The organism is Paenibacillus sp. J31P13, from assembly GCF_056269295.1.
Genome location: NZ_JBWDNR010000011.1, coordinates 66299 through 88990 on the forward strand (window position 1 = coordinate 66299; position 22692 = coordinate 88990).

Below are 22692 nucleotides of genomic sequence, written 5' to 3' on the forward strand. Positions count from 1 at the left end.
TTCGGCAGCCTTTGTACACATATATTATTGTTGATGGTATAAGCACGAATATACAAAATGAATAACCATTATGCAATTTGAGTAATAACGAGATGTGCTGAAACAGGTCTTGTTCCTCCAGCAAGAGGAGTGATCGTTAGCGCTGTTGAATTCCCTGTAGGGTTCCGTACAGTTAGTATTGAATTAACGAGTGTCGTTTCTACGATAGACATACCTACTATTTGAGAAGAACCTGTTGCTCGCCCGACCACCGTATAACCTAAGTCACCGCCATTTAGAGTTAAAATCAGTTGTCCTGCTTCGCTCACACTCACCTGAAATAAAACCTGATAAGTGCCAATTGCAGCCAAGCTAAACGTATCGGCACCAGTACGAACAATAGTCGTACCGCTTGTAGGCCCATCTTGTGGAAAATCTACATCTCCGCCAACAGCAACAGTTGCAGCATTATCAAGAGGCATTAAAGCATAAAAATCAGCAAAGCCTAACACTCCTCCAGTTGCTCCGGTCGCCCCTGCTGCCCCAGTTGCTCCTGCTGCTCCGGTTGCTCCTACTGCACCCGGCGCCCCTGTTGCTCCGGTCGCTCCTGCTGCTCCCGGCGTTCCAGCTGCTCCTGTTGCTCCCGCTGGTCCGGTCGCTCCTGCTGCTCCCGGTGCTCCTGCTGCTCCGGTTGCTCCCGCTGGTCCGGTCGCCCCTGCTGCTCCCGGCGCTCCCGGCGCTCCCGCTGCTCCGGTTGCTCCCGCTGGTCCGGTTGCTCCTGGTGCTCCGGTTGCTCCCGCTGGTCCGGTCGCTCCTGCTGCTCCGGTTGCTCCTGCTGCTCCGGTCGCTCCCGCTGCTCCGGTTGCTCCTGGTGCTCCTGCTGCTCCGGTCGCTCCCGCTGGTCCGGTTGCTCCCGCTGCTCCGGTTGCTCCTGCTGCTCCGGTCGCTCCCGCTGGTCCGGTCGCTCCTGCTGCTCCCGGCGTTCCTGCTGCTCCGGTCGCTCCCGCTGGTCCGGTCGCTCCCACTGGTCCGGTTGCTCCTGCTGCTCCGGTCGCTCCCGCTGGTCCGGTCGCTCCTGCTGGTCCGGTCGCTCCTGCTGGTCCTGTTGCTCCCGCTGGTCCGGTCGCTCCCGCTGGTCCGGTTGCTCCTGGTGCTCCGGTTGCTCCTGCTGCTCCGGTTGCTCCTGCTGCTCCGGTTGCTCCCGCTGGTCCGGTCGCTCCTGCTGGTCCGGTCGCTCCTGCTGCTCCCGGCGTTCCTGCTGCTCCGGTCGCTCCTGCTGCTCCGGTCGCTCCCGCTGGTCCGGTCGCTCCTGCTGCTCCGGTCGCTCCCGCTGGTCCGGGCGGCCCACCTGCTGGTCCGGTAGCTCCTGGTAAGCCTGTCGCTCCCGTCGGTCCTCTTGCTCCTATAGTCCCCGGCACTCCTGCTGGACCTTGTATACCTTGTATGCCTTGATAACCTCTAGGCCCTTGCGGTCCTGCTGGAGCAGTAACATTCACTTCAGGCGGAGGACATGTTACTCTAACTATTTTTTTAACCACACGACAACATTTTTTCTTTCTTCTTCTCTTCTTAGGGCAAACCAATACTATTTTCTTTTTACACCGTTTCTTTTTATCCGAACATCCCAAATCGACACCTCCCTATCCTGATAGTTCAGTGTACGCGAGATGTTTATATTAGGGATGGACGAATAGACGTTGCTTGCTAGACTAAAAACCATTTTCAAAAAAATAGGTTAATGATAGGGTATAAATGATAAGGGAGATTAGCACTTAGCATTAAAAACCACAACCCCTATTCAGAGAGATATTATAGGCTTTTCTCCATAAAAAAAGGACATGTTTCTTAGAAACATATCCTTACTTCAATTAGTTGCTATTTGCCGAATAAATAAAATAATCAAAATCCGCATGCTTCTTCGTTCCATTAATATCCTGCGCACATAAACCGATCATCGTGCCCGTGAAGCCTAGTTTTCCACCATATTCATCAGTCAGCATACACATATCCAGTTCATCGCCAACGGCTTCCCACTGCTCGCCATTAGGGGATGCAAAAAACTGCAGGGACTGATTGCTGACGATTGCTCGCAAATAATAAGTCGGCCATCCTTCCACAGAGAGCTCATTTGCTCGATCTTCCCCATATGTTCCATTCATTGAATAGACCACGCCCAGCCTGCGCCCATTGCCATTATCCTTCGTGACTCTTAAATAGAAATAATCTCCTTCATCATAATAAAATACCAATCCAGCCATTTGCATAAAATGGTCCGGTTCATAGTCCATTTTGGTCTCCACCGTGCAATTGAAATGCTGAAGCCGGCGAGCAACCATGCTTTGCTGATGCCAGGAATGAAGAGACTCCCTGCCCCGCAGGCGAAGATGACCTGGACGTTCACATAAGCTAAGCCAGCTTTCTTCGGCTGGTATGCGCAATGTTTGATACTGATGACCAAGAGCTGTCTCATCAAAATCATCCTTCGCAGGCAATTCCCTAAATGGATGCGGAGCTAGATCTGGTAATGGAGCTTCAAGTGCTGGCAGCCTTCCCCCATGAGCGAGCCTTAACCAACCATCTTCGGTCCAGACGCATCGCTGCAGGGATGTTTCTCTGCCTAGCGGATTATACTTTGTGCCTGGGAACGGACGGCTGCATATATGCGACATATACCATTCACCATTTTGCGTTTCAACGAGCATACCGTGTCCCGCATTTTGCAGCGGATAATCCGGATTGCCTCTGGTCGTGAGGATTGGATACAGGGGATCCGTTTTATATGGTCCTTCAAGGCTTCTAGAACGTGCTAGCGTTGCTGCATGATTACTGCCTGTTCCTCCCTCTGCGACGAGTAAATAGTAATAGCCATCCTTCTTAAATACTTGCGGTCCTTCTGTCACGCCGATATCTGTGCCTTCATAGATTTTCCGAATTGGACCCATGAGTTTTTGCTCCTTCTCATCATACTGCTGCATGATGATGCCTCCGAACCGATTATGATGATCACGGAAATCCCACTGCATGTTAAGCAGCCATTTCGTACCGTCCTCATCATGGAACAAATAAGGATCGAAGCCGCTACCGTTCAAATAAATAGGCTCTGACCACGGACCATTAATATGATCCGCCGTAACTAAATAATTATATAAATCCTTATAGACACCTTTCCGTGCCTTCACATCCGTATAAAGCAAATAATAGGTTCCATTATGATAGGATAATGCCGGCGCCCAAATGCCTCCTGAGCTCGGATTCCCACTTAAACTCAGCTGTGATTTACTCTGCAAGGCATGAGGAATGAGCTCCCAGTTTGCCAAATCTCTGGAATGATAGAGCTGAACACCAGGAAACCATTCAAACGTAGAGGTCGCAATATAGTAATCTTCCCCTACCCGCAAAATGGAAGCATCTGGATTAAAGCCGGTTAAAATCGGATTGCTTATCATAGTCAAATAAACCCCCATTTTCTATCTCTCATTTTGTCAAAGCTGTGATTGCAACAGACCATATTTTAACATGCCGTTTTTTTATTTTACATGTACTTTCTATAGCTTTATGTGCAGTAATTTGATCAAAATGGTTGTAGATTTTCTTCGCTCATTGACATGTACATCCTCATAAGGTACATTTATTATACATTTTAGTATATTATATATAGGTATTGAAGGAGAGAATTTTCCAGTGGAACATAAACGGACAGATGAATTAATAGACATAACCATTATTGGCGGCGGTCCAGCTGGCATGTTTGCTGCCTTCTATGCGGGGATGAGACAAGCAAGCGTTAAAATTCTGGACAGCATGCCTCAGCTTGGCGGTCAATTAGCAGCTCTATATCCAGAGAAATATATTTATGATGTCGCGGGGTTTCCTAAAATTACAGCAGCTCAGCTAATTCAAAATTTAAATGAACAAATGAACCATTTTCCAGTACAGATTTGTCTCGAAGAAAAAGTAGAGCAAGTAATCAAAAAGGACGAGCATCATTTTGAGATCATTTCTGATAAAGGTATCCATTACAGCAAGTCAGTTATAATTACCGGCGGCATCGGTGCTTTTGAACCACGGCGTTTAGAATTGCCGGAAGCCAAACGTTTTGAACATACAAACTTAAATTATTTTGTGAATGACCTGAGCATGTATAGCGGCAAAAGAGTGATCATTAATGGCGGCGGAGATTCTGCTGTAGACTGGGCGCTAATGCTTGAGCCTATTGCCAAAGAAGTGACACTCATTCACAGACGGGATAAATTCCGTGCTCATGAGCATAGTGTGGAGAATCTTATGAAATCGAAGGTTAACATCGTGACGCCTGCGGATATAACAGAGCTGCATGGGGATGAGCAAATTGAAAAAATTTCAGTGACTTTCAATAAAACAGGACAAGTAAGAGAGATAGAATGTGATGCTGTTATTGTGAATTTCGGTTTTGTATCTTCCCTTGGACCCATTACAGAATGGGGTTTAGACATTGAAAACGGCTCGATCGTTGTTGATACGCGTATGGAATCCAATATTCCTGGTATATTTGCAGCTGGTGATATTACCACCTATCCAGGGAAATTAAAGCTTATCGCTGTCGGACTAGGCGAAGCGCCTACTGCCATTAACAATGCCAAAGTGTATATAGATCCAACTGCTAGACTCTCCCCAGGTCATAGCAGCAATATGAAGCTTTAACATAATCCTATAAAAAAACAGTGAGATAGCATGCTATCTCACTGTTTTTTTACCTTTTTGATGGAATAGGTGCATCTCTGTCCTCCCTTTGCCAGACACTCAGTCCGTTCGACAGCAGCATCTCCCAGCAAAGATTTAAATAATTGGAGCTCGCATTGGCAAGCATGCTGATACTTTGAAGCGACTTGCTCAATGGGGCAATTATGCTCCTTCAGTAGAAACTCCTCATCATTGATCTGTTCCAACTCGACCATATATCCGTTCTCGTTTTGAATCGTTGCAAGTGTGGATACCCGATCCGCTAGATCCTTGCCTTGCATGCTGGTATCGTATTTCTTCACCATTTTATTTTTTCGGCCTTCAAAAAGCTGCTCAATGGATGAATCGCCAAAGCTTTCACTCAACTCATCTAGCAGCTCTAAAGTAAGGGCATGATATTTTCGTGGAAAAAAGCCTTCGGCATGCTTCGTTAAGCTATAAACAGCTGTAGGTCTGCCCATAGACTGTCTAATTGTTTTTGAGGTTATGAGATTATCCCGCTCTAATGATTGAATATGGCGCCGAACAGCCATAACCGTTATCCCCAACTCCTCTGTAAGATCCTTCGTACTTAATTCACCTTTCGTCTTAAGAAGCTGAAGAATATATTCTCGCGTCGAAAGCTGTCCTTGATCTATATGGGTCATTCCTAATCACCGTCCGATAGGTTTCATAATAGTAATCTCTTGCTCGCAATGAATACTGCAATAATACCATTTTACAAAAATAAAGTCTTCATCCTTATTGGATTCAGCATTTGATATTTTATATACTATTATATATAATAAATATATTAAATCAAATCCATATCCTGCAATCAAGTCATTATTTTCAATGAGAGGTGTGTTCATTATGATAGAAATAAGTGAAAAAGCTGAAGAGATCCTGTCTCAAATGATAGCCGAGAGCGGCGTTTCTGATATGTTTTTGAGGATAGGCATAGATGATGGAGGCTGCAGCGGTTTATCCTATAACATCAAGCTTGATGACAACCTTACAGAAGTGGATCATTCCTTACAAAATAATGGTTTTCAGGTCGTCTGGGACTCCCGTCACGAAGAGTACCTTGAAGGCATGAAAATTGACTATTTGAATCAAGGCATGACCGGCGGGTTTACGATAGATAATCCCAATGCCAAAGCAACCTGCGGCTGCGGTGCCAGCTTCCGAACCGCAACCTTTAAAGGTACGCGCAAAAAATGTGATTAAATAAACAAAAACCCATTTCTCATTCAAAACGAGGAACGGGTTTTCTTTTTATTAGGTATAGGGAGGTTCTTTCATTAGTTATGGTTCGAAGTATGAACATCGCTCATTCCGAAATATATCCTCGCATTTATCTCATCGAGCTTCATTTGTTCTACTAGCTGATCCAAATTAGAGAACTTAATCTCTCCGCGAAGATAACTAAGAAAGGTTAAAAAAACTTGCTTGTCGTATAGATCACCTGAAAAATCCAACAAGTAGGCTTCGATTAAATACGTAACGCCATCTACAGTCGGTCGGTAACCTGCACTTATAAGAACATTGTATTTTTCATTCTTACGATTCTCATTGTCTATTTCTACAACACCAACATATACACCTGGTTTAGGACGGACATATTGGTCTACAGCCCCGCCTAAATTGATCGTTGGAAATCCCAATGTTCGACCTAATGCCTCACCATGGACGACGAGTCCTGTTACCCTATAGGGCCGACCTAACAATAATTCAGCAGCTTCCGCTTCCCCCTCTTTAATAAGTGACCGAATTGCGGTGCTGCTTATTGGTTGATCCTTTTCTTTTAGAAGGGGAATCACCGTCACAGGGACATCGATTTGTTTGCAAAGCTCAATCAAATCATTAGTATCCGATTCTCTGGCTTTTCCAAAACAAAAGCCTTCTCCGACAACCATTCGCTTTATGTTCAATCCCTTTAGATGCTCCAAAACAAACTGTTCTGCTGATATCTGGGCATATTCTTTCGTAAATGCGACATTATAAAATCTCCTAACACCATGCTTCTTCAATATCGTCATTTTATCATTTATAGGGGTTAGAGAACCGCTGAAATCAGGATCATTTTGCAGTACCCAACCGGGATGCTCAGAGAAGCTGAGCACAGCTAATATTCCTTCTTCAAATTGGCGTGCTGTATTCAAAATCTCTAAATGGCCTCTATGCACGCCGTCAAACTTACCTATAACTAATACGATAGGAGTTTTGTCTGCTGGCGGTTTGGATGTAACCTCGATGTACTCCATTGTATCCCTTCTTCTACTTATAGTGTCCAGTAAATGACTGAATGAAACAGTGTCAACACTTCGTTTTTAAGTTGTTTCTCGCGTGTAATGCTGCACCCTTCTGCTTATCATTATGAGTATTCCATTTGATCTTTGTCAATGATTTTTATATTAATTATACACTTATGTTGATTAAGTTTAAAAACTGGAGTATGATGGTTGTATAACGTATAACAATACATCTTACGGAGGCTAACATTATGACACATCAATTACCTGCTCTACCTTATGCCAATAACGCATTGGAACCCCACATCGACGAACAAACCATGATGATTCATCACGATCGCCATCATAATACGTATGTTACTAACTTAAATGCTGCTCTTGCTAACTATCCTGAATTGCAAGAAAAATCCGTAACAGATTTGATTCAAAATCTAGATCAGGTTCCTTCAGACATTCGGACTGCCGTTCAAAACAACGGTGGCGGACACTTCAACCATACGCTGTTTTGGGAAAATATCGGACCTAATGGCGGCGGATTGCCGACAGGTGCACTATCAGATGCTATCCAACATGAGCTAGGAGGATTTGACTCCTTCAAAGAGCAATTCAATAAAGCTGCCGCTACTCGATTCGGCAGTGGATGGGCATGGCTAAGCGTTGATAACAACGGCAAGCTAGTGGTATCGAGCACACCTAACCAAGACAGCCCTCAAATGGAAGGAGTAACACCTATTCTAGGGCTGGATGTTTGGGAACATGCTTATTATTTAAACTACCAAAACAAACGCCCTGATTATATTGCCGCATTCTGGAGCGTTGTACAATGGGATGTTGTATCCGAACGCTATGAAAATGCGAAGAAATAAATAAAAAAAAGGGCTGTCCCATAAGTAGATCAAACTACTTAAGGGGCAGTCCTTTTTTTATTTTAGAACGTTATTTTTTAAAAGCGAGTCTGAAATCATTCATCACTTTTCTTTGACGCTCAATGTAATTCCAAACCCAGAATACCAATATGAGAGAAGCAATTAAATAAAGGATAGGAACAACAAGAGAAAGATTGTTTAGCAGAAAAGCAAAAACAAGCAGCAATCCGTTGAACAAATGATTGATCGCCGTATGCGCATTGCTAGGAATGATGTCCCCAGCATTTTTGTCATAGTATTGCTGCGCGTAACGGATCGCTTGAATAGCAAAGGGAATAGACATAAAAGAAAAATAAAGCGTAAACGGAGCGTAATCCAACAAAGGAAGAGCCGCAATAATGAAATAACCGATGACGAAAGAAGCAATTAGAACGTTCTTCGCCTTCCGTTTGCCAATTCGAACGACCAATGTTTTTTTGTCAGTGACTGCATCTGATTCTGCATCTGGAAATTGATTGATTAACAGAACATTGCTGATGAACAGAGCTACTGGCAAAGAAATAAGGAAAGCTTGCAGGGAGAAGTGTCCCGTTTGCACATAATAAGCTCCAATCGTCATAAACACGCCATACGTCGTTGCAATTAAAAATTCAGCTATACCGGGCGCCATATTAATGAAGGAAAGCTTTCCTTTTCCGTTTGTATAGAAAAATCCTGCCATGATGCCATATAAGATTAGCGGTATTAAACCAAGACCGCTTGCAAACACTAAATAGATACCAATCAATGCTGCTCCTATTGAGAGCGATAGTCCAAAGAAGCCCATATCCGCACGAGAAATTAGACCAAGCTGAATCATTCTTGAACCGCCTGTAAACGGTCGAATTCCCGTTCTATTCTCACTGTCTCGCTCGGCATCCTTCCAGTCATTGATCATATTCGTCCCTGCTTGAATCATAATGGCACCGAACAGGGTCAATAGAAAATGAAGCACATTTAACTGAGCCGTTTGAGAGAAAGCAAGCGCTCCGCCAAGCAGGATGGGTACCAGTGCAGCTGTTAGTGATAAGGGACGAACCGCATCCTTCCAAGCCCTAGCCTTGGACTTCACGTCATCCCAGCTATTCACACTCTCCCGGTTACGTTCGAAATCAAATACCGTTGGCGGTTCCCCTTGCAGAATTTCCGGTACATAACGATATTTAACCGTAAACGGCTTAACGATAATAAACTCCAAACGATCCAGAGCGCCTATATTATGAAATTGTGCCACGATTGGCGAACGAGATATAAGCAACTCAATCGCTTTCTCACGATCCTTCTCTTCCTTCAGCACTTCTGCTCTTCCGATGACCTCACATTCCTCCATCTCCATAAAGGTCGGTCCTTGATGGATCAATATCGCTGTCTCAGGAATGTTAATCCATTGAATGACCTTAGGATCACCCTTCGTACTCGTTAAATAAAAATTGAAATGCTCATCAACTGCAAAATGCATCATTCGTTGACGGGGCAAGCCCATATTCGAAGTGCCAACTGCGGCAACCTCCGCTCGTCCTAAATAGCTTAGAACCTCTTCTTTACTTCTTAATGCCATGCTATGGTCCTCCGTAACTTGTGGTTTATACTTAATCATTGCTAATAACTACAAATTCCTTTAGTTTATAAATTATTTAATGCTATACTATTTTACTATAAATGATAAATGAGAGATACCTTTTATACGAATAACCATATTATTCTGAAAAACATTGCATATCCGTCATAACTGCATACTTTGAGGGGATATACATCTCATGTGATGTTTTACTTCTCTGTTCTAAGACGTATACTTAAGCTATAACGTATTTAGGAGGCAAATATCCAATGAACTACGAAACCTATTTTCAGAACAACAGAGAACAACATTTGGATGAGCTAAAACAATTTTTAACGATACCGAGCATCTCAGCTCTATCCACTCATAAAAATGACATGAATGAAGCAGCGCAATGGGTAGCTGCCAAGCTAGAGAAGGCTGGACTCGAAAATGTTGAGATCCACCCTACAGAAGGGCATCCGATTATTTATGGCGAGCATATCCATGCTCCAGGCAAACCGACCGTACTCGTCTATGGTCACTATGATGTGCAGCCGGTTGATCCGCTGAATCTTTGGGAGACACCTCCCTTCGAGCCAACCATTCGAGATGGGAAGCTGTATGCTCGCGGTGCAACCGACGATAAGGGACAGCTTTTTCTGCATGTGAAGGCGGTAGAGGCGCTTCTAAGCCAAGAAAACGAACTTCCTGTAAACCTGAAGTTTTGTATCGAAGGGGAGGAAGAAATTTCAAGCCCCAATTTGCCTGCCTTTATGGAGGCTAATGCGGACAAACTGGTAACGGACGTTGTTATCATCTCAGATACATCGCTGCTTTCAAAAGGAAAGCCTGCCATCTCCACCGGTCTGCGCGGACTTTGCTCTCTCGAGGTTGCGATACATACCGCTAATACGGATCTGCATTCAGGTACATTCGGCGGCGGCGTTCCCAATGCACTTCATGCACTGATTTCATTGTTAAGCTCTCTTCACGACGACAAAGGCCGTGTTGCAGTTGAAGGCTTCTATGAAGGCGTTCCTGAGCTATCCACGGCTATGCGAGAAGAATTTTTGAAACAAAATCATAATGAAGAAGAATTAAGAACGAATCTTGATCTCGAAGCGCTGTATGGGGAAGAAGGCTATTCCTTTGTTGAGCGCACTGGCGCCAGACCAACTCTTGAACTGAATGGCGTGTATGGCGGATTTCAAGGCGAGGGCACGAAAACTGTTATTCCTAAGGAAGCTCATGCCAAAATTACTTGCCGACTTGTTGGCGATCAGGATCCAAACCAAATTTTAGATCGCATTGTGGCACATCTGGAATCTCATGTTCAAACCGGAGCAAAGCTTGTGATTAAGCGCGGTGAAAAAGCTCGTGCGTTCGACATGGATCCATCAAATCCAATGCTTCAAAAGGCAGCTGATGCCTATGAGCGTGTATATGGTACACGTGCTCTATTCACAAAGGATGGAGGTTCGATCCCAATTGTCGAGACCTTCTCTCGCGTTCTAGAAGCACCTGTTGTCATGATGGGCTTCGGTCTTCCGGACGAAAATTTGCATGCTCCCAACGAGCATTTCAACCTTGAGAACTTCGACAAAGGACTTCTTACAATTGTTGAGTTTTTGAAAAGCTTTAAGTAAAAAGTCGGCTGATTCATTCGTAAGATGAAGTGATCAAGAGCCTGTTGTGTAAAATGTGAAAATAACATGTAAAAGCTGTCTCCAAGGCAAAGTGTCTGTGGGAGACAGCTTTTTTCATAACGCAAAAATGCACCTCTTCGTATTTCATCGGATAAACCAGTAGTTTTCCAATGTAACCTTTAGGGGTGCACTTTTTAATGAGTAATACCTTATTGTAGTAAAACATTCAGCCTTTTGTTCCACCCTGCATACTGAAGCCCTTTGACATAAAGCGCTGCGAGAGGATGTACAAGACAATAGAGGGTATCGCATAGAGCATCGAAAACGCCGCTAATCTACCATAGTCGACCATTCCATATTGTCCGAAAAATTGATACAGCTTAAGAGATGCCGGAAATTTCTCTGGTGACTGGAGCAGAATATACGGCACAAAGAAATTGCCCCAGCTGCCGGAAAATGTGAAAATCGCTACCGTACAAATACCAGGAACCATTAACGGCGCAATAACCTTACGTATACCCGCAAAAACAGACGCCCCATCCACCCATGCCGCTTCTTCCAAGTCAGCAGGGACCGAATCCATAAAGTTTTTCAGCATCCAAATGCCATACGGCATCGATGAAGCGACATAAAATAGAATGACACCGAAAATATTGTCATATAGTTTCAAGCTTAAAAATAGTTGATAAACAGGAACCATAACGGCTGTAATCGGTAATGAGGTCATGAATAAAATAGTCAGCATGAACGGCTTCTTAAATTTCAATTGATAGCGTGACAATGGATAAGCTGCCAGCAAAGCCAGCATAACGACTATGATAGCTTGGCCCAATGACATGATGAGTCCAATCATATACGCGCGTTGATTGTCTTTGTTCGTGATGACATCGATGTAGTTATTCCCTGTGATACGATTCGGCATTTTGAGCGATTGCATCGCATTGGCATCTACGGAGGCAACAAGAACCCATAGAAGCGGCAATACGAAACAAAGGCCAATGAGCGCAAGAATCGTATACGGCAGAACACGATAGATTAGTTTTTGTTGTTTTGCATTCATACGCGGTCTCCTTAACGTTTTTGTGAGCGATGCTTCTCTCGTTAGACTTCTAATTAGTTGGAGGTTCTTAGAAGCATTCACGTACATGCACTATTTCATCGAGCGAATGTAGAACAAGCTCAGCACAATTCCGATAAGCAGTAGCAGCAAGGATATCGCTGTTCCATATCCAAGCTGGTAATTGACAAAGGCTTGGTTATACATAAAGATTGGCAAGGTCGTTGTTGACGTACCCGGTCCTCCGCCTGTCATCGCATAGATGAGCCCAAATACACCAAGCGTCTGCAACGTTACCAGCATCATGTTCGTCATTATCGTATCTTTTATATAAGGAAGAATAATTCGAGTTAGAATTTGCCATCTTGATGCACCATCAACTACAGCCGCTTCCTCAATCTCATTCGGCACATCATCTAATGCTGCTTGAAACACGAGCATGGAGAATGCTGTACCATGCCAAATATTCGCAAGTATAATCGTGATCATCGGTACGGTATACAGCCAAGTGACTTCTGGAATACCAAAAGAAGAAATGATTGCATTCAATGTTCCTTCATCGCCAAAAAAACTGTACAAGCATAGCGCGCAGACGATTTCAGGTGTAACCCAACCAGCTAACACAATCGTTCCGATCACACGGCGAAACATTTTATTTTTATGCTTCATCAAGAGCGCAATTAAAAAACCTAATACCTGCTGACCAATAACAGCTGAACCAAACAGGAACACAAGCGTATTCCAAATACTGATCCTGACCGTTGGATCTTCAAACATATGTATGTAATTGTCGATCCCGATAAACTTCAGTTCCTTAGCTGATTCTCCGGTCAGTGCTAGATTCGTGAAGGAATAGAAAAAAGTTAACAAAATCGGATAAATAAAAAACAATAGCATGATCGCAATCGAAGGAAGTAAAAAATAAATCCAAGCATAAGATTTCCGTTTCTTATATGGCGCATTAATCGTCAAGCTGCTCATGCATCGTTCTCCTCCTGCCCGCCGTTAAAAATGAAAAAAGCGGCTTGCTCAAGTATTTCTTCCATCGGAATTTGCTTGAGCAAGCCTTTTACCGTTATAACCCGTTATTTTTCAATCACTTTATCATCGCCAACAATGCGTTTGACATCCTGCGTGTATTTCTTCATAGCATCTGCTGGTGAAGTCCCTGATGCTACAGACTCGACCATCGTTTGGATTTGTGTAGACACTTCAGGATATTTATCCTGAGCCGGTCTAAACTCAGCATTTTTTAAATATTCCGTCGCCGTTTCATTAAAAGGCATTTTCGTATATCCTGGATCCTTCGCCACATCTGAACGAACTGTAATATTTCCTTGAGCTATAACAAGCTTCTGGGTGTTATCTTTGTTGAGCGCATATTTGATGAATTCCCATGCCTCGTCTTTGTGCTGTGCATTGCTTGGAATCGATAATGCCCAGCCCCCAGCGAGTGTAATGGAACCTGGACTTTGACCTTTACTTGTCGGCATTGGGGCAAAGCCTAATACATCTTTATACTCCGGCCAAGGAGCAGCACCGGTATCAAAATAGTTGCCTGTAATCCAAGATCCATCCAATGATATAGCCAGCTTGCCTTGTGGCAAATACTCACGGGTAGATGTATTGCCTGCTTGACCGTTCAACACTTTTGAAAGCGGCGGTCCCAGTTTTTCTTTATTAATGGTCTCAATGAAGCTCAGCGCATCTAGAATACCTTGGCTCTTGCTGATCCATTTTCCGCTGGCATCCTCATAAAGTCTCTCCCCTGTTCCATAGAGGAGCATCTCATAGGTTTGCATGGACGTTGCTTCACCCGTTGCCTTACCCATATTCATCCAAATCGGTACGACATCAGGTGCTTTCTCTTTGATTGTTCGAGCTGCGCTTAGAACCTCATCCCAGTTTTTCGGCTGCCAATTTTCTGGAAGACCTGCTTTTTTGAAAATTTCTTTGTTATACCAGAGACCACGGGAATCGGTGTTATACGGAACACCGTATACTTTACCATCGCTCGCGGTTACCCCCTTCTTCATCGCTTCAATGAAAGAGCCGTTCGTCCAGTCATCCCAGCCCTTCAACCGGCTATCGAGAGGCTCAAGAAAGCCTGCGCTCGCATCTGAATTCAGAATAAACGTATCTTCTGTTACGATATCAGGCGCTGTATCCTTGGATTTAAGCGCTAGAGCGATTTTGGCAAAATAGTCCCCTTCGGACGCTTGAATTGGGGTTGGTTTAATTTCTACATTTTTATTCGGATAGCTGGCTGCCGTCTCCACAATCCACTTATAGAACGAACCCTCCACACCAATTCCATCATCCCTATAGGTGATCGATATCGTCGTTTTCTTCGATGAATCCTTCCCGCCCCCCGATTTACTTGTACATCCAAACAACAAAGTAGCACATAATACAATGGAAGCAATGACAAAAAATCTTCTTTTTGCAGATGTCATTCTTTACCCTCCTCTTTTTACTTGCTGCTGATTATTAGCGCTGTTCCAAACGTTATGTATACGCTTTCTAGTAGTGTTATTAAAGATACTTTAGTAGTTGCGTTTTTATTCGAACTTTTCTTAGGGAATTTAGACAAGCTTGGTTGAACCCAACCATCTCTCTATGGTTAAACCTCAGCCGCTGACCTCCACTTCGCGAATTGATAGTTAAAGACAGAAAAAAACACCACTTCTAGTTGGATAGAAGTGGTGTTTGAAGGTTGCTTAGTTGGTGCCGATGTTCTTGCTAATTCATTAATTTATCCAAATGAGCTCATTGGAATGCTTACGCCAATTACGACCAATTACCTTCATTCAACATACGATAAAACTCATTATAAAACGCTTCTTGATGCGGCCAGCGCTTAAATGCTTTGACATATTGTTCGTAGAGTTCATCCGACTGTTCTTGTTCAATCGCCTTCGACAAACTGCCGGTTACTGTTTGATAGTGCAGGTGCTCGCGTAGACGAATTAACTCCAACAGTTTTTCTTGCACAGGCATATTGTTACGCATTCTCAACTCAACAAACAATACTTCTACTAATCCGGAAGAAAGGCATACTTCCTCTTTATCATCAGGATGATAGGGAGGATCACCTAAGTATCTGTTACCTGGCTGAAGGCATAAGTATTTCATTACATTTCCAACTCTATCATACTGATTTCATGCTGAAGGGAGTCTATCTCACTTTGCGCAGCGTTAATTTGCTGGCGCGTTTTATTACGGAAGTCCTCCAAATTGGCTACTTTTCCGCGACCTTTTTCAAGCTGATTATCTTGCTCAACGATTTGAGCATCTACACTGACTATGCCAGATTTCAAGCGCTGATTCTCAGCTTCCAAAGCTTTAAGTCGAAATGTAATAGCTGCAATAACCTTTCGAAAACGGGAATCATTTTTACGAATCTGTTCAGCGAGGTTAGTTCTTTCTTCCTGATAACCTCGCATTTGTTGCTCTAATAGAGCGATAAATTGCTGTTGCTCTTGCAGTTGCTGCTGAAGCTCATTCATTTTCTTCAAAAGCCTTTGTTCTCGCTCTTGGATCTCTTCAAGCTCCGTTTGCAGACGGTAGATTTTATCCTGCAACTCAGCCACACGCTTTTTATGTTTTGATTCCTTGTAGACGGCTGCACCGCCAGCTCCAACAAGGGCGCTTCCTACGGCTATCGCCGCACCAACTAGAAAAGGAAGAGGCATTTATTTAATCTCCTTTATCGAAAATATTCAGATTCTAGTCCAGACAAGTATGTATTCTGATCTAGCAGCATGGCAAGACAATCAGAAGTGCATGCCTCCATAAGCAGTTGATTGCGCTCAATCATTGCTTTGAGCTGGATATGTGTAGAATGGAGTTGACTTGTCTGCCTATTAATCTGTTGATAGGCTTGAGACAGACTTTCTCGATTAACTGAAAGAGAAGAATCATTCATAGCAATGACCCCGTCACGCGCCCTCAATTGCTCATGTACTCGCTTATCTACTTTCCAAAGCGTTATCATGTAAGGGACGATAGCAGCCAATGAAGCATGGTTAAACGATGGCTTCGGCATAATCATTCCGAGAATAATCGATACAGCGAGCGCACCAATGGTCAAGCTTGTATAACGATAATTGAAAAATTTTCTTTTATTCCCTATTTCCGTGCCAAATACGTATGCAGTCATTGCTAGAGGAACAAATCCCGCAGCGGTTACATCACGCATTTTTATTGTGAAAAAGGTTTTATACACCTGATGACTAGTCATTCCCGGAATATTTCCAAGTATATTTTCCATGATTGTGTCCCGCAAGTAAGAATGTCCCGGGATAGGCAATCCTTCAGTGGAAAAAGTATCTTGGAGCATATGCCTAAGCCAAGCAAATACTTTTGTACCCATCGTTGCCGTTGGGTTTCCATAGGTAAAATAATTGCTCCAGTCTATTTCTCCGGGGTTGAACAAGTCATGTCCATGTTTCAAGCGGTGAAACAGACCTCGTATTTTATCCGCTGTTTCCCCAGAGTGACCTCCTTGGTCAAACGTGGTGCGTCCCCAATTATCATCATGTAATTCCTTGAACACATCATGCAAGCCTTGGCTCAACAATGCCCCGAGAAAACCAACCATAATCATGACCGGTATATCTGCAGCACGCCAGCGGGGAAACAAATCATAATCGACTGTAGGCCAGTTTTTCTCAAGAGTCTTCCAATTATGAAAAGAAAGATCAGGAATTTGAGGAATGGTTATCTCCTGCATGGCCGGCATATTAGATGCCAAAAGTTCGAGGTCAAGCTGTTCTTTGCTGCCAAAAGTAGGGAGGATACCATATTCTTTCTCCATGTCTAATAAAAACTGATTTTGCTGTTCAAAAAATTTTTCATCATTCACAAACCATACCCGCCTTTTGATTCAGAATCACAATCTGATTCTCTATCAGTTCAACCTGAGCTTTGGGATAGCCAGCATCGCTTTGGAGTTGGATACATGCTTTGAGATTCTGAATAACGAACTCTTTTCTTGGCATGTATTCTCTAAAAACCGTATCGTACATTTCATCAACCCTGCATAGCAGCGGTCTTGCTTCATAAATGCCGCATCGCTCATCAGCAGTTAGATGACAACATGCTCCATCCCCGCGATCGTAATGTTGCAAATCTTCCACACTGGAAATATGTCGACAACATAAACCACAAGCCGAACATGGAAATGGATCAAACTCGGATAAGCTCATAGCCTTGGGCATACATGCCATTCAAATCCCTCACCCATTGCTTGAAAGATTTCACTTTTTCATCATTAAAACCAAAGCTTTGCTGCACGGTTCTTACGAAATCCTTCTCCTCATCATTGTACTCACCATCGGCAAAGATAAGGGCGATAAGCTCGATGAAAGCTGCATTTTTCGCTTCTTCTTCCTCAAAATGAGAGAGTGCCTCTTCTAAGTTCATAGTCTCGTATGAATAAAATGTAAGATCAAGTTCATGTAGATACATCTTCATAATGGATTCCTCATTCTGCCCAATAGCACCATCAGACTTTGCGGCCAAGTGAGCCAATTCCAAAAAAGCTTCCTTTTGTTTACCTGTCAATTGGCTTAAAAACATGTTTTCAACCACCCTCAAAAGAAGAATTCATTTAACATATACTTTATTCTACAATTCCCAGCATTATCCTTCATAAAATTCTCGAAAAATTAGTCCATTACTCCTAAGTAAGTAGGTATATGGGTCAATCGTAAAGCATTTAAGTTTTGGTAATCATAAATACCTATGAAGAGAGGAAGATCAAAAATCATTACTTACTAAATAGTAAATGATTATCAAACAAAGAAAACCGCCCTCTAAAAAGAGCGGTTAGTTAAATTATCGTTCAGAGCTAGTTGTGTTGTAGTGCTTTATGCTTATGAACATAAAAATACCTCCCCCTTTTTGCTTTAATCATTATCTATTCAATCCTTATCTACAAAAAAAAGCAGCAGACCACTTTCGCAGTCTACTGCTCTCTCTATTATCTCTTACGCTTTAACCAAAATCTTCACTTGATTCTTCTCTTTCAGCAAAGCTTCAAAGCCATGCTCCATCACTTCATCAAGCACGATACGCTTCGTTACCAGCTTGTCCGCAGGGAAATAACCTTTTTCCATAAGACTGATGACAGCTGGGAATACGTCGCGGTAACCGATAATGCCTTTCATTGTCCGTTCCTTCATGACAATATGGTTCGGTTTAATTGGAGCTTCTCTTTCGAAAATACTCACAATCATAATTTCTCCGCCGATTTTTGTGGAGTTAATCGCTTGTGTGAGAACCGGTGGCACTCCTGTTACTTCGAATGCGGAATCGACACCGCCATTTGTTCTGCTGTGGATCTCAGCTACCGCATCGAATTCGATTGGATCAATTACGATTGCTCCTAGCTCAGCTGCTTTCTGTTTCCGTTCAGGTGAAAGCTCCACAGCATAGATTTCTGCTGCGCCGGATGCTTTCAAAGCCTCGATGACAAGAAGACCGATTGGACCTGCGCCGAATACGACAGCTGTGTCGCCAACTTTTAGCTTGCTTTGTCGAACCGCATGAAGCGCAACAGCCGATGGCTCAACAAGAGCACCTTGCTCGTAAGAAATGCTGTCCGGAATTTTATGAACCATATATTCTTCTACAGCCGCGTATTCAGAGAATCCACCGCCGCCACCTGCAAGGCCATAAAAGCCCATAGTACTGCACAAGTTATATTTACCTTGCTTACATGCTTCACATGTTCCGCAAGAATAGATCGGTTCTACGACTACGCGATCACCGACCTTGATTCGTGTTACACCCTCGCCAACTTCAACAACTTGCCCGGAGAATTCATGACCCATGACGATAGGTGCTTGTTCACCGGTTATTGGATGTGGCGCTTCCGCTGGGATAAAGATGGGTCCAGCTGTATATTCATGCAAATCGCTTCCGCAGATTCCGCACCATTCTACTTTAATTTTCACTTTTCCTTTTTGAGCAACTGGTTCTTCTATGTTTTCCAATCGCAAATCTTTTAAACCATGCCATCTTAATGCTTTCATTATATTCATCTCCTAAATTGAAAAAAGAAAATAACTTGTGCTATGATAAATGTTTACATGTCGACATCAAAGATTAACCCGATAGTGAACTATCGAATCGAAAAAGAGGAAACGTTTCCTAAATCAAATATGCCATATTCCAAACCCACTGTCAATGTTAATAATCTGTTTTTATACCTAATATATGAGTATTTACAAGTTAAATTCAGAAGAAAAACCAAAAATTATATGAATTTTTCATTAGAAATATTAACAGCGATGCATACATAAAGGAAACGATTCCGATAATATAGAAAAGGATGTGTAACCATTGTCAAATAAGAAAAAGATAACGATTGAAGACGTAGCCAAAAAAGCTGGCGTCGGCATTGCAACCGTTTCGCGTGCGATCAATGATACAAGCGGCATCAGCGCAAAGACAAAAGCAAAGATTTTGCAAACCATCAATGAGTTAGGTTTTATCCCCAACACATCCGCTCAAAGTCTGAAAGTACGTAATACGAAACAAATTGCGCTAGCCGTTCCAGATATACGTAACGCCTTTTTCCCTGAGATTGCATGGTCAGTCGAGCAGGTTGCACAGCAGCAAGGCTATCGAGTAGTTCAGATTAATACATCGGCCAATTCAAAAAAAGAGCTGGAAATCATCCGAGAAATTAATCAGCTTCATGTAGATGGACTCATTATTTTACCGCTCGCCTATCCAAAATTGTTGAAAGAAACAATAAATAAATCCACTTTTCCAATTTCTATTATCAATTACGGAAAGCGGTTAGAACCTGACATCCACGCGGATATCGTCAGTTTGTCTACGCAAGAAGGAATGCTGGTCATGGAGCATCTAATCAAGATCGGAAGAACGAGGATCGCTTACGCGGGTGCTGCTAAGGAAGTGATTGAAGAAAGATATTTTGCTTACGAGCGATCATTGAGCAAGGTTGATCCCTCCCTCGTATACTTCGGCGATGATTTCACCATAGGAGTTGGAGCTGAGGCTGTAGACTATTTTCACACTCTCGATCAGCTGCCGGATGCTATCTATGCTGGCAATGATATGATCGCCATTGGCGTGGTGAATCGCTTAAAAGAGCTTGGTGTTCGAATACCAGAAGATATTGCTGTCGTTGGGATCGATGATATCTTTTGGAGTACCATTACAACCCCAAAAATCAGCTCAGTCAGTATCATGGGAACCGATGTGGCGAGAGTCGCTACAGAGCTTCTATTGAAACGGATTAAAGAGCAAACGGTCGGAGAGTATGAGAAAATGCAGTTCCAACCCCGACTTATTGTAAGGGAATCTAGCGTCACAATGACACGTTCAACGATAAATTAAGACATGGATTTATTGATAAAATATCATTTCTAGTAAAAAATCATCTTGTAATTCGCACATTTTGCGAGCAGTCCACTCCTCGACTATGTTTTTCACATAGAATGCAGTAGTTGAGCGGAAGAAACTCCCATCTATATACACACTACTTTTTCGTCTCAAAATCATACTTGAACACTGAAAAGAGATTCATGATGAGGGGAGGAATAACGAAGTGGAAGAAATGTATCATTTAAGCAGAAGATATATGAATTGCAGAGTACGTATTCATACTTGCGACGGGCGTTGCTATGAAGGTGTTATCGAAGGCGTGGATCGTAACAATGTTTATCTACGAACATCAGGTGGCGTCCGTACTTCGGGTCAGGTAAATATTTCGCAATGGTTTGGAGCTGGACTTCTAGGTTTATCTCTATTTACCCTGCTTGCTATAGCTTTAATCTGACGTGAAATGATAGCTGAGCGTTTTCCTTCTATTTAAAATCAATATCCCAATAGACCCTTTTCTAGGGTCTATTTTCATTCCTAGGCTAAAGCAAACATCGGAAGGCGACTTGTTATGGGTTATGGGGGGCTATCGGGGTCGATCAACAAAGAGATCATTAAATAAAATAGAGGCACCCGGATAGGTGCCTCTTCTTTTATTCCATTATTTTGCCGCAAGGAATGCATCAATCTGTTTTTGTACCTCTGCAATAATTTTATCGATTCCAGCTGCATCAAGCTGCTTCTGCAAATCTGTCAGCCCTTTATCAACATCCTTGATTGCCCCGTATTCGAGTGGAATCGCATAACGAAGCATCACATTACTCACATTCGCTACCTCTGTTTTCACAGCGCTATTATCTAATACGAAGGTTTCAAGCGGATAGTGATAGACCTTCTCTTGCCATGACTTTTCCATAGCCGATGCCTCATCTGGGAATGCCACATCTCCACGATTCAATGGTGAGTTGAAGCTCCAGTTAGAGAAACCCGTGTAATTAGCACTTTTGTCAGTTGATTGATACTTGTCATCCCCAACAGCTGTGTAATGTACCCCATCAATACCGTACATCATTAGATTATGCAGTTCTTCATCATTTTGTATAAGGTCAATGAACATCAAAGCGCGCTCTGCATTTTTGGATGTTGCATGAACCGATGTACCATTCTGTGTTGCAACTGCCTGTGACTTTTTCTTATCAGGAGTAACGTCCGCCAGAGCAACCTTGTATGGAGAATTTTCTCTTTCCATCGCAGCCTTTAATGATCCGAGCGTTCCCATATTATGTGTAATCGATGCTGTCTTTCCTTCTTTGAAATCCTGCTGATGGTCGTTCTTATTGTTCAATACGTTCTTTGACCAGGAATTATTGTCTGCAAGATCCTTATAGTAAGCAAGCAGTCCTTTGAATTCCTCCGTTTCGTAAACGTTAAAAATTTGTCCCTTCTCATCCGTTAGCTTAAAACCAATCGGCAGATCGAAGTCAAGCATGTTCCATTCGAATTGTTGCTTCAACAATATTCGATCCAAATTATGAAGCTTCCAGTCGCCCGTTTCCGGAGTAAATGGAATGACACCCTGCTCCTTTTCAGCAACCGTCTTCAAGTAGTTCGCATAAGCTTCGGGGCTATCAATGGCCGGAAGATTGTATTTCTCACGTAAATCCTCACGGTACAAGATAAGCTTTTCTACGGATTCTCCTCTATTTTGAGGAACCATATAGAGCTTGCCGTTTACTTTGGCCTGATCCCAGCTAGACTCAGGCATCAACTCCCACGTTTTCGGCATGTAAGTGGAAAGCAGCTCTTCTGTTAGTTCTAAGAACCCACCTTTTAGTGCTTGGTCGTTATAACCAGCCCAGTTGGCGGAGTAAATCAAGTCGAAATCTTCATTCGCCGCTAATTTGAGAGGATATTTCTGAGCCCAATCCGACCAATCCAGAAATTCACCTGAAATCGTCGCATTGATTTTTTCTTTCAGCTTCTTGTTGATTTCAGCAAAAACCGTATCATAGTCTACTGGTTTAGGCCCTACGAAAATCATTTTAAGCTTAACTTCTTTCGATGTATCGATTCCGCCCTCTACAGGGTCAGTTTGTGCAGCAGTCGCTTGCGGCTCCTTAGTAGGCTGTGGTGACTCGGTTTCCTTATTTGTGCCTCCAGAACAAGCAGATAAGATCATTACAAATGTTAATATAAGCGCGAGCAACATTGATTTTTTCTTTGACATGCCGAATTTCCCCCTAGACTTATA

The 22692-nt window shown here is 43.0% G+C and carries 21 protein-coding genes; 6 read left to right on the forward strand and 15 right to left on the reverse strand.

Annotated elements, in window-relative coordinates:
* Positions 1–68: 68 nt before the first annotated feature.
* Both AC0YOD_RS25165 and AC0YOD_RS25170 read right to left on the reverse strand, forming a co-directional pair.
* On the reverse strand, positions 69–1517 hold the full coding sequence (locus tag AC0YOD_RS25165; RefSeq protein WP_475802088.1) for a collagen-like protein: 1449 nt from the start codon (positions 1515–1517) through the stop codon (positions 69–71).
* Positions 1518–1847: 330 nt separating this feature from the next.
* Positions 1848–3425 (reverse strand): glycoside hydrolase family 43 protein, encoded by a 1578-nt coding sequence (locus AC0YOD_RS25170; RefSeq protein WP_475802089.1) that lies wholly within the window; start codon positions 3423–3425, stop codon positions 1848–1850.
* Positions 3426–3660: 235 nt separating this feature from the next.
* On the opposite strand from AC0YOD_RS25170, the gene AC0YOD_RS25175 reads away from it, so the two are divergent.
* Entirely contained in the window at positions 3661–4659 is a 999-nt protein-coding gene (locus tag AC0YOD_RS25175) for an NAD(P)/FAD-dependent oxidoreductase (protein ID WP_475802090.1), read from the forward strand.
* 38 nt (positions 4660–4697) lie between these two features.
* Here the strand turns inward: AC0YOD_RS25175 and AC0YOD_RS25180 are convergent, their stop codons facing one another.
* A complete protein-coding gene (locus AC0YOD_RS25180; RefSeq protein WP_475802091.1) occupies positions 4698–5345 on the reverse strand; it encodes a helix-turn-helix transcriptional regulator in 648 nt (215 codons plus the stop codon).
* A gap of 205 nt (positions 5346–5550) precedes the next feature.
* On the opposite strand from AC0YOD_RS25180, the gene AC0YOD_RS25185 reads away from it, so the two are divergent.
* Positions 5551–5907, forward strand: a complete 357-nt coding sequence (locus tag AC0YOD_RS25185) for a HesB/IscA family protein (RefSeq protein WP_475802092.1) — start codon at positions 5551–5553, stop codon at positions 5905–5907.
* Positions 5908–5981: 74 nt separating this feature from the next.
* Here AC0YOD_RS25185 and AC0YOD_RS25190 read toward each other — a convergent pair whose 3' ends face one another.
* Positions 5982–6944, reverse strand: coding sequence for a bifunctional riboflavin kinase/FAD synthetase (locus tag AC0YOD_RS25190; protein ID WP_475802093.1), 963 nt, complete (start codon positions 6942–6944; stop codon positions 5982–5984).
* Between the two features lie 239 nt (positions 6945–7183).
* Here AC0YOD_RS25190 and AC0YOD_RS25195 point away from each other — a divergent pair, with 239 nt between their 5' ends.
* On the forward strand, positions 7184–7798 hold the full coding sequence (locus tag AC0YOD_RS25195) for a superoxide dismutase (protein ID WP_475802094.1): 615 nt from the start codon (positions 7184–7186) through the stop codon (positions 7796–7798).
* A gap of 70 nt (positions 7799–7868) precedes the next feature.
* On the opposite strand, the gene AC0YOD_RS25200 is transcribed toward AC0YOD_RS25195, so the two are convergent.
* Positions 7869–9395, reverse strand: coding sequence for a UbiA family prenyltransferase (locus AC0YOD_RS25200; protein ID WP_475802095.1), 1527 nt, complete (start codon positions 9393–9395; stop codon positions 7869–7871).
* A 269-nt stretch (positions 9396–9664) separates the two neighbouring features.
* On the opposite strand from AC0YOD_RS25200, the gene AC0YOD_RS25205 reads away from it, so the two are divergent.
* Entirely contained in the window at positions 9665–11023 is a 1359-nt protein-coding gene (locus AC0YOD_RS25205; RefSeq protein ID WP_475802096.1) for a dipeptidase, read from the forward strand.
* Between the two features lie 226 nt (positions 11024–11249).
* On the opposite strand, the gene AC0YOD_RS25210 is transcribed toward AC0YOD_RS25205, so the two are convergent.
* The 9 genes from AC0YOD_RS25210 to AC0YOD_RS25250 form a co-directional block, all read right to left on the reverse strand.
* Positions 11250–12083 carry a carbohydrate ABC transporter permease gene (locus AC0YOD_RS25210; protein ID WP_475802097.1) on the reverse strand — a complete coding sequence of 278 codons (834 nt, stop codon included), beginning with the start codon at positions 12081–12083 and terminating at the stop codon, positions 11250–11252.
* A 90-nt stretch (positions 12084–12173) separates the two neighbouring features.
* A complete protein-coding gene (locus AC0YOD_RS25215) occupies positions 12174–13061 on the reverse strand; it encodes a carbohydrate ABC transporter permease (protein WP_475802098.1) in 888 nt (295 codons plus the stop codon).
* A 104-nt stretch (positions 13062–13165) separates the two neighbouring features.
* Positions 13166–14536: an ABC transporter substrate-binding protein gene (locus AC0YOD_RS25220; RefSeq protein WP_475802099.1), complete on the reverse strand. Its 1371-nt coding sequence runs from the start codon at positions 14534–14536 to the stop codon at positions 13166–13168.
* A 334-nt stretch (positions 14537–14870) separates the two neighbouring features.
* Positions 14871–15215, reverse strand: a complete 345-nt coding sequence (locus AC0YOD_RS25225; protein ID WP_475802100.1) for a hypothetical protein — start codon at positions 15213–15215, stop codon at positions 14871–14873.
* Positions 15215–15775 carry a hypothetical protein gene (locus AC0YOD_RS25230; protein WP_475802101.1) on the reverse strand — a complete coding sequence of 187 codons (561 nt, stop codon included), beginning with the start codon at positions 15773–15775 and terminating at the stop codon, positions 15215–15217. The genes AC0YOD_RS25225 and AC0YOD_RS25230 overlap by 1 nt, the downstream gene beginning before the upstream one ends.
* A 14-nt stretch (positions 15776–15789) precedes the next feature.
* A complete protein-coding gene (locus tag AC0YOD_RS25235; protein WP_475802102.1) occupies positions 15790–16947 on the reverse strand; it encodes a hypothetical protein in 1158 nt (385 codons plus the stop codon).
* On the reverse strand, positions 16940–17290 hold the full coding sequence (locus AC0YOD_RS25240; RefSeq protein ID WP_475802103.1) for a YkgJ family cysteine cluster protein: 351 nt from the start codon (positions 17288–17290) through the stop codon (positions 16940–16942). The genes AC0YOD_RS25235 and AC0YOD_RS25240 overlap by 8 nt, the downstream gene beginning before the upstream one ends.
* Positions 17271–17663, reverse strand: a complete 393-nt coding sequence (locus tag AC0YOD_RS25245; protein ID WP_475802104.1) for a TerB family tellurite resistance protein — start codon at positions 17661–17663, stop codon at positions 17271–17273. The genes AC0YOD_RS25240 and AC0YOD_RS25245 overlap by 20 nt, the downstream gene beginning before the upstream one ends.
* A gap of 410 nt (positions 17664–18073) precedes the next feature.
* Entirely contained in the window at positions 18074–19120 is a 1047-nt protein-coding gene (locus AC0YOD_RS25250; RefSeq protein WP_475802105.1) for a 2,3-butanediol dehydrogenase, read from the reverse strand.
* 310 nt (positions 19121–19430) lie between these two features.
* On the opposite strand from AC0YOD_RS25250, the gene AC0YOD_RS25255 reads away from it, so the two are divergent.
* Complete coding sequence (locus AC0YOD_RS25255; RefSeq protein ID WP_475802106.1) at positions 19431–20456, forward strand: LacI family DNA-binding transcriptional regulator; 1026 nt, start codon at positions 19431–19433, stop codon at positions 20454–20456.
* A gap of 244 nt (positions 20457–20700) precedes the next feature.
* Positions 20701–20898: a hypothetical protein gene (locus AC0YOD_RS25260; protein ID WP_475802107.1), complete on the forward strand. Its 198-nt coding sequence runs from the start codon at positions 20701–20703 to the stop codon at positions 20896–20898.
* Positions 20899–21102: 204 nt separating this feature from the next.
* Here AC0YOD_RS25260 and AC0YOD_RS25265 read toward each other — a convergent pair whose 3' ends face one another.
* Entirely contained in the window at positions 21103–22668 is a 1566-nt protein-coding gene (locus tag AC0YOD_RS25265; RefSeq protein ID WP_475802108.1) for an ABC transporter substrate-binding protein, read from the reverse strand.
* Between the last annotated feature and the right edge of the window lie 24 nt (positions 22669–22692).

Excerpts from the sequence above, each read along its gene's own strand:
- AC0YOD_RS25170 (WP_475802089.1), bottom strand. The coding sequence starts at position 3,425 with ATGATAAGCAATCCGATTTTAACCGGCTTTAATCCAGATGCTTCCATT.
- AC0YOD_RS25180 (WP_475802091.1), bottom strand. The coding sequence starts at position 5,345 with ATGACCCATATAGATCAAGGACAGCTTTCGACGCGAGAATATATTCTT.
- AC0YOD_RS25185 (WP_475802092.1), top strand. The coding sequence starts at position 5,551 with ATGATAGAAATAAGTGAAAAAGCTGAAGAGATCCTGTCTCAAATGATA.
- AC0YOD_RS25190 (WP_475802093.1), bottom strand. The coding sequence starts at position 6,944 with ATGGAGTACATCGAGGTTACATCCAAACCGCCAGCAGACAAAACTCCT.
- AC0YOD_RS25195 (WP_475802094.1), top strand. The coding sequence starts at position 7,184 with ATGACACATCAATTACCTGCTCTACCTTATGCCAATAACGCATTGGAA.
- AC0YOD_RS25200 (WP_475802095.1), bottom strand. The coding sequence starts at position 9,395 with ATGGCATTAAGAAGTAAAGAAGAGGTTCTAAGCTATTTAGGACGAGCG.
- AC0YOD_RS25205 (WP_475802096.1), top strand. The coding sequence starts at position 9,665 with ATGAACTACGAAACCTATTTTCAGAACAACAGAGAACAACATTTGGAT.
- AC0YOD_RS25210 (WP_475802097.1), bottom strand. The coding sequence starts at position 12,083 with ATGAATGCAAAACAACAAAAACTAATCTATCGTGTTCTGCCGTATACG.
- AC0YOD_RS25215 (WP_475802098.1), bottom strand. The coding sequence starts at position 13,061 with ATGAGCAGCTTGACGATTAATGCGCCATATAAGAAACGGAAATCTTAT.
- AC0YOD_RS25220 (WP_475802099.1), bottom strand. The coding sequence starts at position 14,536 with ATGACATCTGCAAAAAGAAGATTTTTTGTCATTGCTTCCATTGTATTA.
- AC0YOD_RS25225 (WP_475802100.1), bottom strand. The coding sequence starts at position 15,215 with ATGAAATACTTATGCCTTCAGCCAGGTAACAGATACTTAGGTGATCCT.
- AC0YOD_RS25230 (WP_475802101.1), bottom strand. The coding sequence starts at position 15,775 with ATGCCTCTTCCTTTTCTAGTTGGTGCGGCGATAGCCGTAGGAAGCGCC.
- AC0YOD_RS25240 (WP_475802103.1), bottom strand. The coding sequence starts at position 17,290 with ATGAGCTTATCCGAGTTTGATCCATTTCCATGTTCGGCTTGTGGTTTA.
- AC0YOD_RS25245 (WP_475802104.1), bottom strand. The coding sequence starts at position 17,663 with ATGTTTTTAAGCCAATTGACAGGTAAACAAAAGGAAGCTTTTTTGGAA.
- AC0YOD_RS25250 (WP_475802105.1), bottom strand. The coding sequence starts at position 19,120 with ATGAAAGCATTAAGATGGCATGGTTTAAAAGATTTGCGATTGGAAAAC.
- AC0YOD_RS25260 (WP_475802107.1), top strand. The coding sequence starts at position 20,701 with ATGAATTGCAGAGTACGTATTCATACTTGCGACGGGCGTTGCTATGAA.
- AC0YOD_RS25265 (WP_475802108.1), bottom strand. The coding sequence starts at position 22,668 with ATGTCAAAGAAAAAATCAATGTTGCTCGCGCTTATATTAACATTTGTA.